Source organism: Bacteroides sp. B1-V-101 (assembly GCF_023656585.1).
GTDB classification, from domain to species: domain Bacteria; phylum Bacteroidota; class Bacteroidia; order Bacteroidales; family Bacteroidaceae; genus Bacteroides; species Bacteroides thetaiotaomicron.
On sequence record NZ_JAMOKH010000022.1, the window covers coordinates 55,139 to 72,053 of the forward strand.

The window sequence follows — 16,915 nt, forward strand, 5'->3', positions numbered from 1 at the left end:
TTTTACGAGTATATGGAAAAATGCTACTACGCAAACAAATTATTTAATGCTTCGCTCATGCTGGGGTGAGTAAAAATGAAGTCGCGAAGAAAAGTATAGTCCTGCCCTGTCTTCATAGCGAGTGCAACAGTATTTATCACCTCGCTTGAATCGGGTGCAAACAGCATACATCCCAAAATCAGTCCTGTCTTCTTGTCAATAATCGCCTTTAACAGCCCGTCTGTTTCTCCCAAAGTCTTAGCTCTCGGTATTGACATAACGGGCAATTTCTTCACGATAATATCGAGGTCCTGCTTGCGTGCTTCCTCTTCATTCAGACCGATGCGAGCCAAAGGCGGGTCAATAAATACAGAATAGCTGACCGGATTACGGTCGCTTGTCTTCCGCTCCGCGTCTCCGAATAAGTCTTCTCTGATAATCCGATAGTCATCCAATGAGATATACGTAAACTGCAAACCACCTTTCACATCACCCACCGCACGGATAGCGGGATTCGTTGTTTTCAGATATTCATCTACGATGATGGCTCCACGTGCATCCACCTCTACTCCGGCAGCTTCCAAATGAAGACCTTGCGTATTTGGTCTGCGTCCTGTAGCCAACAGCACGGCATCGGCTTCCAATTCAAATGCCTCGTTCATTTGCGAGTCCGTGAAAGCAACAATTGCTTTTTCTGATGTATGGTTTACGGACTGCACCTTGGCGTTCATCCGGAAAACAATGCCTTTCTTCTCCAATGTTTCCTTTACGCTGGCAGCAATGTCACGATCTTCGCGCGCAATCAATTCCGGATAGCTTTCAAGTACTGTCACCTGAGAGCCGAAGGAAGCATACATGGATGCAAATTCCAGTCCGATATAACCACCACCGACAATCACAAGATGACGCGGAAGATCCGTGAGTTCCATAATGGAAGTGCTGGTATAAACAAAAGGATTGTCCGCTATGCCGTCAATGGATGGAATGACCGTTTCCGCTCCTGTATTAATAATGATTTGCTTAGCTGTCAACAGTAACTCTTCCGCCGCAGTGCGGACAGATACCGTATCCGAAGATACAAAAGAGCCGAATCCGGTGTAAACGGTCACATGAGGGTTATCAGCCAAATTATGATAGTTTTTATTTCGCAGCGCACCCGTAACCGAGTCTTTCACAGAAACAGCATTCCGGTAAAATTCGCTCTTTTCGAGGAATGTAAGTCCTTTCATGCCGGAAGCTATCTTCGCCTGATGTACCAGTGTCTTAGTCGGGATACAGCCGATATTGATACACGTACCTCCGTACATTTTATCAGAACGTTCTACAACAGCCACTTTTTGTCCACGTTTCGCGAACTCTGCCGCAAGGGTCTTCCCGCCTTTGCCGAAACCGATAATAATAACATCAAATGCATTCATATCCATATATCTTTAGTTAGTTAGAAATCATCTTATTAACGTCTTTCATTGACACTGCAAAGGTCGCCCCTTTCAGGCAGACTATCAATAACCATTTTACCGGATGAATTAGCAATAATTCCCGACGAGTCTAAATTACTAAATTTTCGACAAAAACGAGAAGATATAGAGATGTAATCTCTTTGTCATTCGCATTTCACCTCAATCCCTTCTCTTTGCATATCTAATTGAATTAAATAACCCATTAAAAAGAACAGATGAAACAAGTTAGATGTTTATCTTCCTGCCTGCTGATGCTATCCATCTCGATAGCTTGCAGCTATGCAGCCAACATTCCTTCCAAAAAAGGAATGACAGTGAAAGGAATTGTGACCGATACGGAAAAGAATCCCATCGCCGGGGTAGTGGTAAATGACGGAGTCCACTTCACCCAAACAGATGAAAAGGGCTGCTATTATCTCCCTTCGGATTTCACCCAGTCGAAGTTTGTATATTTGTCCGTACCGGCAGATTATAAACCGATAGTCCGGAATGCGCTTCCTACCGGATATTACGCTTCGCTGGACCAATCAAAGAAGACGAATCGGCACGACTTCCAACTAGAGAAAAGAACAGCTGCGGACAACGACTTCACGTTCATTGCCATCTCGGACCCGCAAGTGAAAAACCAGAAACAACTGGAACGCTTCCGCGCAGAAACAGTGTCCGATCTGGAAGCGACTTTACGCACGCTCAACGGAAAAGAGGTATACGGTATGGTGTTAGGCGATATCGTAGGAGATGCGATGCAACTGTTTGCACCCTACAAAGATGCGATCTCCGGACTGGGACTGACGATGTATCACACCATCGGAAATCACGACTTCGATCTGAAATACGCCGCACTAAGCAACTCGCAAAATCCGGATGAATGGGGCGAATATGCCTTCGGCGATCACTTCGGACCAACAGACTACTCTTTCAATGCAGGGAAAGCACATATCATTTCCATGAAAGACATCGACTATCATGGGCAGAAGAAATACGAAGAGAACTTCACCCCCGCACAACTTGAGTGGCTGAAAAAAGACCTTAGCTATGTACAACCCGGTTCGCTGGTATTGCTGAACGTACATGCTCCTGTTGCCAACCGTTCTCACAAGGGTGCAGGCAATGCCCGTAATGCCGCCCAACTTTTTGAGATATTAAAAGGATATAAGGTACATATATTCTCCGGACATACGCATTTCTACGAAAACCGCATGGTCACTCCCGATATTTATGAGCATAACATTGGCGCAGCCTGCGGTGCCTGGTGGGCAGGCGATGTGAATCGTTGCGGAGCTCCTAACGGATACCTGTTGGTGAATGTACAAGGGGATGATATCTCATGGCAATATAAAGCTACGGGGCGTCCGCTCGACTATCAGTTTCGTGTATACAGACCGGGAGAGTTCCAGTCGCAGCCGGAATATCTGGTGGTTAATTTATGGGATTATGACCCTGCCTGGACTATCCAATACGATGAGGACGGAATAGAAAAGAAAGGCGTGCTGGAAGCTTTTGATGACGAAGATCAGGATTTCATCACCATGAAGAAAGGAAAAGGAACAGGCTATCATACGCTGCATCTTTTCCGTGTACGCCCATCATCGGACAAGGTAAAGAAGATTACAATCACAGCGACCAACCGTTTCGGACAGAGTTTCCATCAAACTGTTGATCTATAGCTACACTAATGATACAAAACACAGAGGTCAGCCCGTTGATTCAGGCTGACCTCTCATTTTATTCTTATGAATCAATGATTCGGATGAATATCCAGCTTCACCGGTTTAATCATATTCTCCGGTTTCAAGATCGTATCCAGGTCTTCTTTGGAAAGAATGTTATGTTCCAGCACCAGTTCATACACTCCTTTGCCCGTTTCCAGAGCTTCCTTTGCTATCTTTGTAGAATGTTTATAGCCAATTACGGGATTCAGTGCGGTCACTACTCCGATACTGTTGTGTACATCCCGACGGCATTTTTCTTCATTGGCTGTAATACCATCAATACATAAGGTACGCAATGTATCAAAACCGTTCATCAACAAATCCGCAGATTCAAAACAGCATTGTGCCATGACAGGTTCCATCGCATTCAGTTCCATCTGTGCAGCCTCTCCACTCATAGCCACACAAAGGTCGTTTCCTATCACTTTATAAGAGACCTGATTCATGACTTCCGGAATGACAGGATTCACCTTTCCCGGCATAATGGAAGAGCCCGGCTGCATGGCAGGCAGATTGATTTCTCCCAGTCCGCAACGAGGACCGGAAGCCAATAGCCTCAGATCATTACATATCTTATTCATCTTGACAGCTACACGCCGCATGGCCGAAGAATACCCTACCATACAGGAAGTATCAGAAGTAGCGCCTATCAGGTCATCTGCCAGTTTGATATCCAGTCCGGTGATCTTGCGCAGGGCAGCAATACACTTTTCTGCATATTCCGGTTCAGCGGTAATTCCGGTTCCAATGGCTGTCGCCCCCATGTTGACCGTCAGAAAATCCTGTGCGGCAAAATCAAGATTCTTCAGTTCATGTTCCAGAATACTTGCGAATCCATTAAAGGTTTGTCCGAGTGTCATCGGTACGGCATCTTCCAGTTGGGTACGTCCCATCTTGATGATGTGTGCAAACTCCGCTCCTTTCTTTCGGAAAGCCTCGATCAGTGTTGCAAAGTGTTTCACCAATTTAAGATGGGTATAATACAGACCAATGTGAATGGCTGTAGGATACGCGTCATTGGTAGATTGCGAACGGTTGACGTGATCGTTGGGCGAGCAGTATTGATACTCTCCGCGTGCGTGTCCCATCAGTTCCAGTGCACGGTTGGCAATCACTTCATTGGCATTCATGTTGGTGGTGGTTCCAGCTCCTCCCTGAATCATATCTACAGGGAACTGGTCATGATGTTTTCCTTCCAGTATTTCTTTACAAGCCTTCAGTATGGCATCCGTCTGTTCCTCGGTCAGTAACTCCAGTTCACGGTTGGCAACGGCAGCTCCCATTTTAGTGATGGCCAATGCCTGAATAAACAGGGGGTACTCATTCAAATGAAACTTGCTGATGCGAAAGTTTTCAATACCACGGAGTGTCTGTACTCCATACAATGCACTTTCCGGCACTTCACGACTACCTATCAAGTCGCTCTCTGTACGAGTTTTTTTTGATAATTTCTGTTCCATATCGGTTGTTTTATAACAATAACACATTCGTTAGTTGATATAATAACCAGCCAGAGATGTTATTGTTTTAATAAATATGCAAAAACTATTCAATAACTTTTTTGTTGTTTATCTTAGAAACAGAGAAAAAACGAAGATAAATCCTTTATCTTTGTTAGGAACTTATAAAACAACAACCAATGATATTACAATTAGCATTTGTTCTGACAGCCATTATTATTGGCGCACGTTTGGGAGGCATCGGACTCGGTGTCATGGGAGGAGTAGGATTGGGAATACTCACGTTCGTTTTTGGTTTACAACCCACCGCACCACCTATCGACGTTATGTTGATGATTGCCGCCGTCATTTCCGCTGCCTCCTGTATGCAAGCAGCCGGCGGGCTGGACTATATGGTAAAACTGGCAGAACATTTGCTACGCAAAAATCCTTCGCACGTCACACTGCTCAGCCCATTGGTGACTTACCTGTTCACCTTTATTGCCGGAACCGGGCATGTGGCTTATTCCGTATTGCCCGTGATTGCCGAGGTAGCTACCGAAACAAAGATTCGTCCGGAACGTCCGCTCGGTATTGCTGTGATTGCGTCGCAACAGGCTATCACAGCCAGTCCCATCTCTGCCGCTACGGTAGCTTTGCTCGGGTTACTGGCAGGTTTCGACATTACATTATTCGACATTCTTAAAATTACGATTCCCGCCACTATCATCGGAGTATTGGTCGGTGCTTTGTTCTCCATGAAGGTCGGCAAGGAACTGATAGAAGATCCCGAATATCAGAAACGCTTGAAAGAAGGTCTTTTCAATGACAAGAAGATAGAGATTAAAGATGTCAAGAACAAACGTTCCGCCATGCTTTCCGTACTCATCTTTATATTGGCAACTGCTTTTATCGTCCTTTTCGGCTCTTTTGAAGGTATGCGCCCCAGTTTCCTGATCGATGGAGAAATCGTCACGCTCGGTATGTCCTCCATTATCGAGATCGTAATGTTATCGGCAGCCGCTATCATTCTTATAGTAACCAAGACGGATGGAATCAAAGCAACGCAGGGTTCTGTATTCCCTGCCGGGATGCAGGCTGTTATCGCTATCTTCGGTATTGCATGGATGGGTGATACTTTCCTTCAAGGCAATATGGCACAGCTCACTCTCTCCATCGAAGGAATTGTACGGCAGATGCCATGGCTGTTCGGTATTGCGCTGTTCGTCATGTCTATCCTGTTATATAGCCAGGCAGCCACGGTACGGGCATTGATGCCGCTAGGCATCGCATTAGGTATTTCTCCGTATATGCTGATTGCCTTATTCCCCGCAGTGAACGGATATTTCTTTATCCCGAATTACCCGACTGTCGTAGCCGCCATTAATTTCGACCGCACCGGGACAACAAAAATCGGTAAATATGTGTTGAATCATTCGTTTATGATGCCCGGACTGGTATCTACCGTAGTCGCTATTGCTTTAGGACTGCTCTTTATTCAAATATTCTAATATATTATTAACCTAAACTCATTTCAGTTATGAAACAAATTAAGAAATTAGGCCTGGTAGTAGTAACACTACTATTATCCGCAACAATGGCATTTGCCGCAAAACCGAATATCCACATCCTTGCTACCGGAGGAACCATTGCCGGAACAGGAAGCTCGGCTACGGGCACCAGCTATACGGCAGGACAAGTTGCTATCGGTGCATTGCTGGATGCAGTCCCCGAAATCAAAGATATCGCCAATGTAACCGGCGAACAGATTGTGAGAATCGGTTCACAGGACATGAATGACGAAGTCTGGCTGACACTTGCCAAGAAAATCAACGAGTTATTGAAACGACCGGATATCGACGGAATTGTGATCACTCATGGAACGGATACGATGGAAGAAACTGCTTACTTTCTGAATCTGACTGTCAAAAGTGACAAGCCTGTTGTATTGGTAGGTGCCATGCGCCCGTCTACAGCATTAAGTGCCGACGGTCCGTTGAATCTTTATAATGCCGTAGTTACCGCTGCAGCTAAAGAATCAAAAGACAAAGGTGTACTGGTTGCCATGAACGGTCTGATTCTGGGTGCAGAAAGCGTAGTCAAAATGAACACGGTCGATGTACAGACTTTCCAGGCTCCCAACTCCGGTGCATTGGGATATGTACTGAACGGTAAAGTATGCTACAATCAGATCACACTGAAGAAACATACCACCCAATCCGTATTTGATGTCACCAAACTGACTTCATTGCCCAAAGTCGGCATCGTATACAGCTATTCCAATATCGAAGCCGATATGATGACTCCGTTGCTCAACAACGGATACAAAGGAATCATCCATGCAGGAGTCGGAAACGGTAATATTCATAAAAACATATTTCCGTCATTGATAGACGCCCGCAGAAAAGGCATTGTAGTCGTTCGTTCTTCCCGCGTACCGACTGGTCCTACCACCCTCGATGCGGAAGTGGACGACGCCAAGTATCAGTTTGTAGCCTCTCAGGAATTGAATCCGCAAAAGTCACGTGTACTATTGATGCTTGCGTTGACCAAAACCACGGACTGGAAACAAATTCAGGAATACTTTAACGAATACTAAAAACCGGACCGACTTATGAAAAAATTAATGTTTATGCTACTCCTTGCGGGTAGCATACAGGTAGTGTATGCCCAAAAGTTCTCCCCCAACACTCCTCTTTTCGAGGAACTGACAGACGTAAAAAAGAAAACGAATAAGTTCAACTTATACCTGAATATGCAGGGGAGTTTTGACGCCCATTTCCAGAATGGATTTCAGGAAGGTGACTTCAATATGCACCAGCTCCGCATCGAAGCGAAAGGAAATATCAACAACTGGCTTTCTTACCGTTACCGCCAGCGTCTCAACCGTTCGAACGACGGAAACAATATGATAGACAACCTCCCGACCTCCATCGACTGGGCAGGCATCGGTATCAAGCTCAACGATAAGTTCAACCTGTTTGCCGGTAAACAAAGTGCCAACTATGGCGGCTTCGAGTTCGACCTCAACCCGATTGATGTCTATCAATACAGTGATATGATCGATTATATGAGTAACTTCCTGACCGGTCTGAATGCAAGTTATAACATTACTCCCGATCAGCAACTTAATCTGCAGATATTGAACAGCCGCAATAGTTCTTTCGACAACACTTACGGAATCACAGAGGATGCGGAGGGTAATCTCCCCGATCTGAAATCCGGAAAAATGCCGCTGGTCTATACCTTAAACTGGATTGGCAACTTTAATAATGTATTTAAAACCCGCTGGTCGGCCTCTGTGATGAACGAAGCCAAAGATCATAATATGTATTACTATGCCGTAGGAAATGAACTGAATCTCGGAAAGTGGAACGCCTTCGTCGACTTCATGTACTCAAAAGAAGAGATTGACCGTAAAGGGATTATCACAAGTATCGTCGGTCGCCCGGGCGGACACAATACGTTTGATACAGGTTATTTATCCGTAGTAGCCAAGTGCAACTATCGTTTTCTTCCGAAATGGAATGCCTTTGTGAAAGGAATGTATGAAACGGCTTCTGTGACCAAAGCCTCCGAAGGGATAGAAAAAGGAAATTACCGCACCTCTTGGGGATATCTGGCAGGCATCGAATTTTATCCGATGGAAACTAACCTGCATTTCTTCGTGACCTATGTAGGACGTTCTTATGACTTCACCTCCCGTGCCAAAGTGCTGGGACAAGAGAATTACAGTACTAACCGGATTTCGGTAGGATTCATCTGGCAGATGCCGGTCTTTTAATATTGCATGAGAATAAAAAATACCCGATAACTGTGTGAAAGTTATCGGGTATTTTTATATGTTCGGTTTCTTTTTCTAAATCAATACTCTTCCTCGTTAAAAAAGAAATCTTCTTTACTAGGATAATCCGGCCAAATATCTTCGATACTCTCATAGATTTCGCCTTCATCTTCCATCTCTTGCAGATTCTCTATCACTTCAAGAGGAGCACCCGAACGCATAGCGTAATCAATCAATTCGTCCTTGGTTGCCGGCCAGGGAGCATCTTCCAGTTTCGATGCTAATTCCAATGTCCAATACATAATCTTGAGTATTAAAAAGTGAATACTTATTTTCTATTTTTCGGCAAAAGTATAATAAAATCTATCATTTCCAACTATTATCCCAGAATATTTCACTATTTTGTTCATCAAAATTAATTTTTCGGGATAAAACAAACAAATAATCTGATAATCTGTTGACAAAAGCTAACACTTCAGGAGAAATTGTACAAGTTTCGGACAGAGTCAGAATGCGACGTTCGGCTCTCCGGCAAATCGTACGGCACACATGACAAACAGCCGCTCCACGGCTGCCTCCGGGTATGATAAAGGCACAAAGTTCGGGCAGCTGTTCGTCCAGCTTATCAATCTCACGTTCGATGCGTTCCACATTTTCCGGAGTAAGGATACTGGCGGCTTTCAGTTGTGTTTTTTCCTGATCAGTTGCCAGATGTGAACCGATAGAGAATAGCTTATGCTGTATACTCAGGATAAAATCCCGGTCTGCCTCATCCAGCAAATACGTATTCAGCCATCCCAGATGGGAATTAAGTTCGTCAATTGTTCCGTATGCTTCCAAACGAATATGGGTCTTCGGAACGCGGCTTCCGCCGACAAGACTGGTAGTTCCTTTGTCACCGGTCTTTGTATATACAAGGCTTTTTTTCATAAACGTCTATTTTTCATCATTACTATATATAAGATTAACGTATAAAGGTGATCAGAAGTTGACGATATAGTGCTGTTTAATCTTTGTTGTATCAAAAAAAAGCAAACCTACATCATACAAGTCAAAAGTGATTCCCACCCGCTCATCATTCTGTAACTGTTTCCAAAGATTTTTCATTGCCTTTGAATGGCAGATCCCATGAACGACAAACAAACTATTCGGAGTAGTCCGACGGGAACAGATGTTAAAAACTTCTTCCAGCAAAGCCGGATTCCGATAGTCATTCAGATACAGAAAGTCTACCGGAGTACCGGCATCTAAAAAGAGCTCTGATAAGTCGGAAGCAAAAAGATACCCGGCAGAAGGTTTGGCTGATTGTAAATATAAGGAGGCTGCCGAAGGCTGTCCTACTTCTATGATAGTGGCCGGTTGCACTTTATTCACCAGGCGGAACAACAGACGGTTGATTCTTGGTATTCCTTTCTCCCACCCCTGTGTTGTGATTCGCTTTTTCTGTTCCACCTTCAGCAGGTCGTATGCATAATAAGGCATCTTCTCATAAATCACGTCCGTGATCAGACTGAAAGCAAAAGGAGAGTGCACACCATATCCACAACGGTAGCGGAAACGGGAGAGCCAGATAAAAGGTCTTTTTAGGTAATACAGAAGATTCATAAACCAGTCTTTCATTTTTTTGTTCGTGACGCAAAGATATATTATTTTATTGAAAAAAGGGCCGGCTCCCGCGGTGGACCGACCCTTTTAATCATTTATTTCAAGTAACTACTGCAGTCTGAATACTACAGGTACAGTATATTTTACTCGAACTTTCTTACCGTTCTGCACTCCAGGCTTCCACTTAGGCATTCCACTTATCACACGGATAGCTTCTTTATCCAAATAAGCATCTACCCCTCGTACAACTGTCGGACTAGTAATCGATCCGTCTTTGTCTACGACAAACTGAACAATTACACGTCCTTGTGAGCCCATCTCCTGAGACATTGTCGGATATTTGATATGAGTACTCAAATATTTCAGCAATTCAGCTGAACCACCGGGAAATTCGGGCATGACTTCAACACTTACGTGAATAACGTCTTCCACCACTTCTTCTGTTTCCACAACCGGCGGTATCCAAACAACCTTGTAAGGTTCATTCACATTGTCCGGCACTACTGAAACGTTATCCGTCACCTCTTCGGTATCATCTACTATTTCGATCCATTCGGATTGCTTGATTTCCGGTGGAGGAGGCGGTTCCAGTTTTTCTTCCGGGAATGTAATTGGAACGAGCTCCGTTACAAAGATGGATTCATCATCAGATGATACTGCCGCAACTCTTACATCATGCTGTGTCCATTCGAACGATACGAACATGAAAGCAAGCGCAACAACCAAACCCATCAACAACCAAGAACCTCTTTGATTCTCAATTGCAGCCTTTTTTGATTTTTTGGCTTCCATAAAAAATGTGTTTAAGTAATTAATAATAGAAAATATATAGTATATATACTACTTTTCGTTTTCTGTCTTAAGCATTACTTAAAGTGCTCTCTAGCTGCAATAAATATAGTATTTTTATAGATAGGATGTAACTTTAGTTCTTGTTTATTTTATTCTTTTTCCTTCTTTTGGATAAAATTTATGAATTAGCATTCAATTCCGCCATTCTACTTTCACAAGCAGAATCTGTCTTGCAACTCTTTTTTATATTTCCTGGAAACAAATAACTCTGTCACGTTATCAAAAGGCGGATAAAGCATACATTTATTATCCTTTATAATCATCAAATAATCGATATTAATAATATATGATTGATGTATCTGAACAAAACAAGGCGAATATTTGATTATCTGTTCAGCAGTCATTCCACGCCGTAACACCACTGGCAATTGAGTGCTAAGTATCACCTCCCATTGCTTGCGTTCGGCACAATAACGAAAAAACACAACCTCAGCCGGATGCAAGGCACGCATATCATTAGTCGGTGTAAACACTATGAATGTTTGCCCCATATACAAAGATGCTCCTATTGGCAATGACCTTTTTTGTTCCGCTTCTACTTGTGTTATAAAGCGTGTAAGAATGTACTCCAGTTCCTGTTCCTTGAATGGTTTCAACAAATAATCGAACACCGATTCTCTAATAGCATGTATCATATACTTTTCATAAGCCGTATAGAAAACCACCCGTATATTCCATGAAATACTGTCGCGCAGACCATGCAACAAATCTAAACCTGCTGTATCCGACATTTCCACATCCAAAAACAACAAATCCGGTTGTATCTTAACTATAAGTTTCTTTCCCTGCTTATCATTTCGCGCAGTTCCTTCTATAGAGAAGCGTGGATTCTTTTTCAATGCATCACTCAACTTCCCAATAGCCACTTCATCGTCATCAACTATAACTACTTTATACTTATTCATATCTTCTGTGTTTTCTTCTGGTGGATATTCCCATAATATTATATCCAGTTACTATTTCATCAAGTGAGGATGCGGTGTACGAGGCACCTGCCTGGCTTTTTCTCTTATACCATATTGATCCGAAGTTTTAAACGAATTAAAATCTCGCAACGGATCATAATTTATATCCTTTGCAAAGAACTCTTCTATTACAAATGGCTTACCAGCTATTGTTTTAATTCTCTCTACAATCAGCTGACGCGATATTGTATTGAAATATAGACGGTTATCATCCATACAACTTATAATTTCAGAGTGCCAGATACCACTCTTATAGCCCATCCCTCCTTCGAAAAAGCCTGTGCGGGGATACCGGGAATCATTCAGCAAGTGCTTCCAATAGACGCTACCCTTAGTATTATTAAAATCTGTCGTAAGGTTCAGACCAAGGGGAACCTCCCATGCCTGGCTTTCTATTGACTCAGCTGTATAGTTTGGGCTATCGTTATAATGATATTCATCTAATAGTTTACCAAAGCCATGTCCTCCGCCTTCATGTACAAAAACATTTTTCCAGTCACCAGTACTTATACCAATACTAGAATTTCCAGACCATTGAAGATTCCCTTCTGTCAGCGGAATAATAGCGTAACTTAATCCGTTATTCCATATCCAACATATACCTCCATAGCGTGAATCATTAACTAAAAGAAAAACAGGAACTTTATCAATAGACGTTTTATTCTCTATGATATCCGGACAGGTAGAACTCACGAAATCGAAAATCTCATTATAATCTTTTACTTGCATGTCCGAGTAATTGTTTCCCCAACTTGTTTTAAAATAGGTGTTTCTCATTTTTCCCGTATCCGTATTTCCCGCACCAGTTTCTTCTGAAACAGTAGGAAGGATATAAACATTGAAATATTCACGATATGATTTATATGGCTCTACAGAGAATAAACAGTTTAAAGCTTCACGTGCACTACTTTCAAACAAGCCATTAGGCGCTAATTCATTGGTAGTAAATCCATCACCTGTTACAACCAGAGTTACCGGATGGTTTTCCCTCATTTTTTGATATACAATAACATCTCCTGTCGAATAGGTTTCAGGAGAATAAAGGCTGCCTTGTGTCACATTGACGCTTTCCCAGCTAGCTACACTAACGCCATTCAATGTAACCTGCCTGTCTCCCAAAACAGTAAGATGCATAATATAATGTACTCTAGAATCAAAAGTTTGGTCTAGTTTTATAAAAAAAGGACTCTCATTAACCTTCAATTCTATGGCTTGTTCATCAGAAAGATGCTGAGGCGGAATTAAAAGTGAAAATCGCCTTGAACTGTTATCAGAGGTTTCCTCTTTTAATTTCATAGCTTCAATACTCGTTACGGTTCCATGAGTACTTACCGCACCATTTTCCAAATTTAATGAACATTGGTTGCACGCTTTCAGATATATATTGGAACAAACATCTGATATCCCATTGGCATAATCCACTTGAAATGTAACTTGTGACATTAAGTGAGAAAAATGAATATCAACCGCTGCTTCAGATATAATGTATTCCTGTTCGGCAAATAACAAATCGCTTTCTTTCTGTTTATTCGCATTATTTTGCAGAGTTGCAACTTCAAATGGCAGAACAGCGTTTTCTAATGGCTGTATAAATGGATAATAAGCTACCATCCTCATTTTCTGACCTTTATTCTCAGCAGGAAATGAAAACCGCTTACCGAGTGACCATTGATTGCCGTCAAAAATACAAGCTTGATTATATAAATAGCTGTCAGGAGAGAGCTGACTACCTTGTTCTGTTAAAAATACTCCGATAATATCTCCTGTATTAAAAGAAATACTTGAATCTTGTGGTTTTCCATCAGTTGACTGAAATCCATTAGATATAGATTGACTGATTTCAAAGTATATTCTTTCTTCTTCGTGTTCTGTAGAACAAGCTGCCAGAACAAGCAGCATTACTAAGGTACGTAAGCCAGATAAAGCAATGCGTTTCATATATCATTCATTTTATTGGACAGTTGATAAATCTATTGTTATCTTATACTCCTTTCCACTTTCTAATATAAGAGGCTCTTGCAATTGATAATGGTAAAAACGACCTTTATATTTGAAATTAATCCACTGTCCGACCGGAACGCTTTGCGGAATGATTATAGCCTCAGCTGTTTGCCTATTTTCGTCATAATACATTTGAATAACCTGTGGTGATATACTTGACTCATAGCTCACTTCTCCGGTAACTAGATTAACGATAGCTCTATTATAGACATTGGTCACTTGTACCCCATTCTTCATATCACTGTTTGTGATAGAAGTAGTATTTATGAATGAAACAGTTAATTTACTGAACAAGTGATTGAATAATAAAGGAATCCCTCCATTATACTTCTCATAAATAATATCTGTAGTAGAAGCCCATAAGAAATCACTTTGTCTTAATAATTTCCGATTACTTTGATCATTCGGAAGCTGAAAGTAAACGTTTGTGAAGTCTTTATCTAACGTACTGCTAGCATAGGGATAATATCCTATCCCCATAAGTGTATAGGGGACTTTTTGCCAATACAGTTGCATCTCAGAATCCCAGCCAACACTTCCATTATATTCAACGGGAATATTACTTACCCAACATTCGCTACCATATTTCCACTTTGCAGCTTTGTTCTGATCAAATAGGAAAATTCCAATTTTATCTCCTTCTTCAAATCCTCGTTCCATAGTCGAACGCGTGGATACACTAACAGCAGGAAGAAAGGTTATTATTTCTTTATCGCATTTATCAACTTCTTCACTACTACACGAATGGAATAAAAACGATAGAATAACAATCAGAGTTTGTAAGTATATAACCGTTTTCATAATTATTAGATCTAAAATAAAGAGGAACAAGCCTTAATCTTATAAGGCTTGTTCCTGAAAACATTATTTATTAATTAACGAATACGAGTAATAGTTGCTCCTTTAAACAAGGTGTTTTCATTTACAATCATACCGATATGAGCAATGCCTTTTGCTGTATTCCTATTACTTTCGTTTATTCTCATTACGCCATTGGCCTTAGGTTCCCAATGATAGTTATTAATAGTACCACCTAATTCTCCGCTCTGTCCAACTCCCCATGTAACAGTTTGAAGTTTTGTTATACTAGATGTTCTAGCACGAGTCCATCCCCCCGATTGTAAAATTGGATCAAAGTCAGCATTAGGTCTTTCTTTTATATTTTTAGAGAAATACCAAGCAACTAAACCGTCTGAAGAGTTATAGTAATTTGAAGAGTATTCTAAAATCCATTGATAATATTTAGTGGCATACGCACCGATAGTTGTATACCAAGACCATTCACTAGTTGTATATGTAACATTGCTTACATACGCCTCTGGCTGGTTAGTTCCAGACTTCGTCGTGATTTCTTTCCTTATAAGTTCCCCTCGTTCACCGTCCTTATTAAATCCTAAGAGGAACAAAACGTGTTTGGTTTGAGGCTCCAGACCATAGAACGAAATTACATAATTATCATTAGGTGTACAGCGGTTTTCATCTGTCTTCATAACATCTATTATTTCTTCATCTGTATATCTTTCAATGAATGAAGCTTCAAACACCACAGCATAGAAATATGTTACATTACTACCATACTCAAAGTCTGTAGCAAAACAATCGCTCAACACAACAACCGTTTGGGCTGTCACATTACTTCCTGCTGCCAAGCCGGCTTTCTGAATAATTTTCACTGATTGAGAAGAGCCACCTGACGAGGATATATTAAGTGTAACATCCCGATCAGCAGGTGAGTTATTAAAACTGTTTGCTGATACTTTAATAGCAGCATTTCCTACACCATTTGTTGAAGATACAGTCAGCCATTCAGGCACTCCACTAATACTCCAAGAAGTATTACATGTGATATTGAATGTTTGTTCTTTTCCTGCTTCTGCAAGATTAATTTCTTTCACATCAACAGATAGAGATACAGAAACTCCTTGCTGCACTACGGATACAGGTTCAGAAATTTCGCCTCCTTCGCTTTGCACTATAAGTGTACATTTACGTTCATCTATATCTTTACTCTCTTGTGCTGTTAATACCACAGAAGCATTTCCTTTGCCCGATGAACTGGATAGAGACAACCATCCTGAAGCTCCGGTTATAAGCCATGAGGTATTACTTTGGATTTTCAGTACTTGTGAATCTCCGTCCGAAGAAAGTGTAAACGTATTAGGAGACACAGTCAATAATGTTTCCGCTTCATCGTCATCACTACCTCCGCAACTTGCTATAACAAGCGCAAGAATGAATGTTAGCAAATAATTTCGTTTCATATGTTCATTGTTTGTGTATGTAGTCCCCAATCATACCGTTTTAATGTAATTGTATTCGATTTATATAAGAAAACGCATAGGGACTATACTAAATATCCATTCATAAAGAGCAATTTCATCTTTTATGAGAGTAATAGATATTAGTATTTGCTGTTTCATATACAAATATTGTTATGAGTTAATTTTATTATAAATATCTTAGAACATAATTGAAGAGTAGCTTCCAAATGAGATGTAGTCTTCATTATATTGTTCGTTACAACTACACAGTATGATAAACAGACATAGAAAAATACGATATTTTTTCATGTTTTGAATGTGTATATAGATTAATTACTATTAGCAAAGATAAGAAACCGGACAAAATAAAAAAAACACAATAACCGAGAAATATGATTATCCGGTCGTTTCGAACGACTAATTGAATGAAATTCGTGCTTAAACGGGCAATAAATTATATTAATATATAACATAAGATATGATTTCAGATACTCTCGGACAGATTACCACTTTCACATCTAGATATTGGTAGAAATCACTTATATATTTCAAACTTAATACAGTTTTAGAACACAATATAAACAGCATTTTAGGTTTCAGTCAGCAAAACATAAAACAAAAATATACAGCATAGCATTATATTTTGCAGTATAGATCGTATTATCGCATTTTAGTTCAACGCCTATTTTTCACCATTTTTTTATTCACTTTTTTATTTATTACTTTGCATATATTGTTATGTGATTATCTAATACCGACAATCTCACATACTTAATAAAAAGCACTAATTAAGACAAACTAATAAATTATGCATGGAGAGACTACCTCTGTAAGAAAAGATATCTTTCCATTTAATC

Annotated in this window: 14 protein-coding genes; 4 read left to right on the forward strand and 10 right to left on the reverse strand. The window is 40.9% G+C overall.

Annotated elements, in window-relative coordinates; genetic code table 11:
- Positions 1-26 precede the first annotated feature (26 nt).
- Complete coding sequence (locus NBH01_RS16475) at positions 27-1,397, reverse strand: FAD-dependent oxidoreductase (RefSeq protein ID WP_225679192.1); 1,371 nt, start codon at positions 1,395-1,397, stop codon at positions 27-29.
- A gap of 257 nt (positions 1,398-1,654) precedes the next feature.
- Between NBH01_RS16475 and NBH01_RS16480 the strand changes: the two genes are divergently transcribed.
- Positions 1,655-3,106, forward strand: a complete 1,452-nt coding sequence (locus NBH01_RS16480) for a calcineurin-like phosphoesterase C-terminal domain-containing protein (protein WP_225679190.1) — start codon at positions 1,655-1,657, stop codon at positions 3,104-3,106.
- 71 nt (positions 3,107-3,177) lie between these two features.
- Here the strand turns inward: NBH01_RS16480 and NBH01_RS16485 are convergent, their stop codons facing one another.
- Positions 3,178-4,611, reverse strand: coding sequence for an aspartate ammonia-lyase (locus tag NBH01_RS16485; protein WP_196069642.1), 1,434 nt, complete (start codon positions 4,609-4,611; stop codon positions 3,178-3,180).
- A 179-nt stretch (positions 4,612-4,790) separates the two neighbouring features.
- On the opposite strand from NBH01_RS16485, the gene NBH01_RS16490 reads away from it, so the two are divergent.
- Genes NBH01_RS16490 through NBH01_RS16500 form a run of 3 tightly spaced genes read left to right on the forward strand, consistent with a single transcriptional unit; the run spans position 4,791 to position 8,374 of the window.
- Positions 4,791-6,101 (forward strand): anaerobic C4-dicarboxylate transporter family protein, encoded by a 1,311-nt coding sequence (locus tag NBH01_RS16490; RefSeq protein ID WP_016268844.1) that lies wholly within the window; start codon positions 4,791-4,793, stop codon positions 6,099-6,101.
- Between the two features lie 29 nt (positions 6,102-6,130).
- Positions 6,131-7,189: an L-asparaginase 2 gene (gene ansB / locus NBH01_RS16495; protein WP_008762008.1), complete on the forward strand. Its 1,059-nt coding sequence runs from the start codon at positions 6,131-6,133 to the stop codon at positions 7,187-7,189.
- Positions 7,190-7,204: 15 nt separating this feature from the next.
- Positions 7,205-8,374, forward strand: a complete 1,170-nt coding sequence (locus tag NBH01_RS16500) for a porin (RefSeq protein WP_250700195.1) — start codon at positions 7,205-7,207, stop codon at positions 8,372-8,374.
- 80 nt (positions 8,375-8,454) lie between these two features.
- Here NBH01_RS16500 and NBH01_RS16505 read toward each other — a convergent pair whose 3' ends face one another.
- From NBH01_RS16505 to NBH01_RS16540, 8 genes are all read right to left on the reverse strand, one after another.
- Positions 8,455-8,676: a DUF2795 domain-containing protein gene (locus NBH01_RS16505; protein WP_002558131.1), complete on the reverse strand. Its 222-nt coding sequence runs from the start codon at positions 8,674-8,676 to the stop codon at positions 8,455-8,457.
- A gap of 64 nt (positions 8,677-8,740) precedes the next feature.
- Positions 8,741-9,304 (reverse strand): cob(I)yrinic acid a,c-diamide adenosyltransferase, encoded by a 564-nt coding sequence (locus tag NBH01_RS16510; protein WP_225679186.1) that lies wholly within the window; start codon positions 9,302-9,304, stop codon positions 8,741-8,743.
- 51 nt (positions 9,305-9,355) lie between these two features.
- Positions 9,356-9,979 (reverse strand): hypothetical protein, encoded by a 624-nt coding sequence (locus NBH01_RS16515; RefSeq protein ID WP_225679215.1) that lies wholly within the window; start codon positions 9,977-9,979, stop codon positions 9,356-9,358.
- A 108-nt stretch (positions 9,980-10,087) separates the two neighbouring features.
- Entirely contained in the window at positions 10,088-10,771 is a 684-nt protein-coding gene (locus NBH01_RS16520; protein ID WP_113748100.1) for an energy transducer TonB, read from the reverse strand.
- A 212-nt stretch (positions 10,772-10,983) separates the two neighbouring features.
- Positions 10,984-11,736: a LytR/AlgR family response regulator transcription factor gene (locus tag NBH01_RS16525; RefSeq protein ID WP_055301093.1), complete on the reverse strand. Its 753-nt coding sequence runs from the start codon at positions 11,734-11,736 to the stop codon at positions 10,984-10,986.
- A 51-nt stretch (positions 11,737-11,787) separates the two neighbouring features.
- Entirely contained in the window at positions 11,788-13,734 is a 1,947-nt protein-coding gene (locus tag NBH01_RS16530; protein WP_225679184.1) for a fimbrillin family protein, read from the reverse strand.
- Positions 13,735-13,746: 12 nt separating this feature from the next.
- Positions 13,747-14,598: a fimbrillin family protein gene (locus NBH01_RS16535; protein WP_055301119.1), complete on the reverse strand. Its 852-nt coding sequence runs from the start codon at positions 14,596-14,598 to the stop codon at positions 13,747-13,749.
- Positions 14,599-14,672: 74 nt separating this feature from the next.
- On the reverse strand, positions 14,673-16,058 hold the full coding sequence (locus NBH01_RS16540; RefSeq protein WP_016268850.1) for a BACON domain-containing protein: 1,386 nt from the start codon (positions 16,056-16,058) through the stop codon (positions 14,673-14,675).
- Positions 16,059-16,915: the final 857 nt, after the last annotated feature.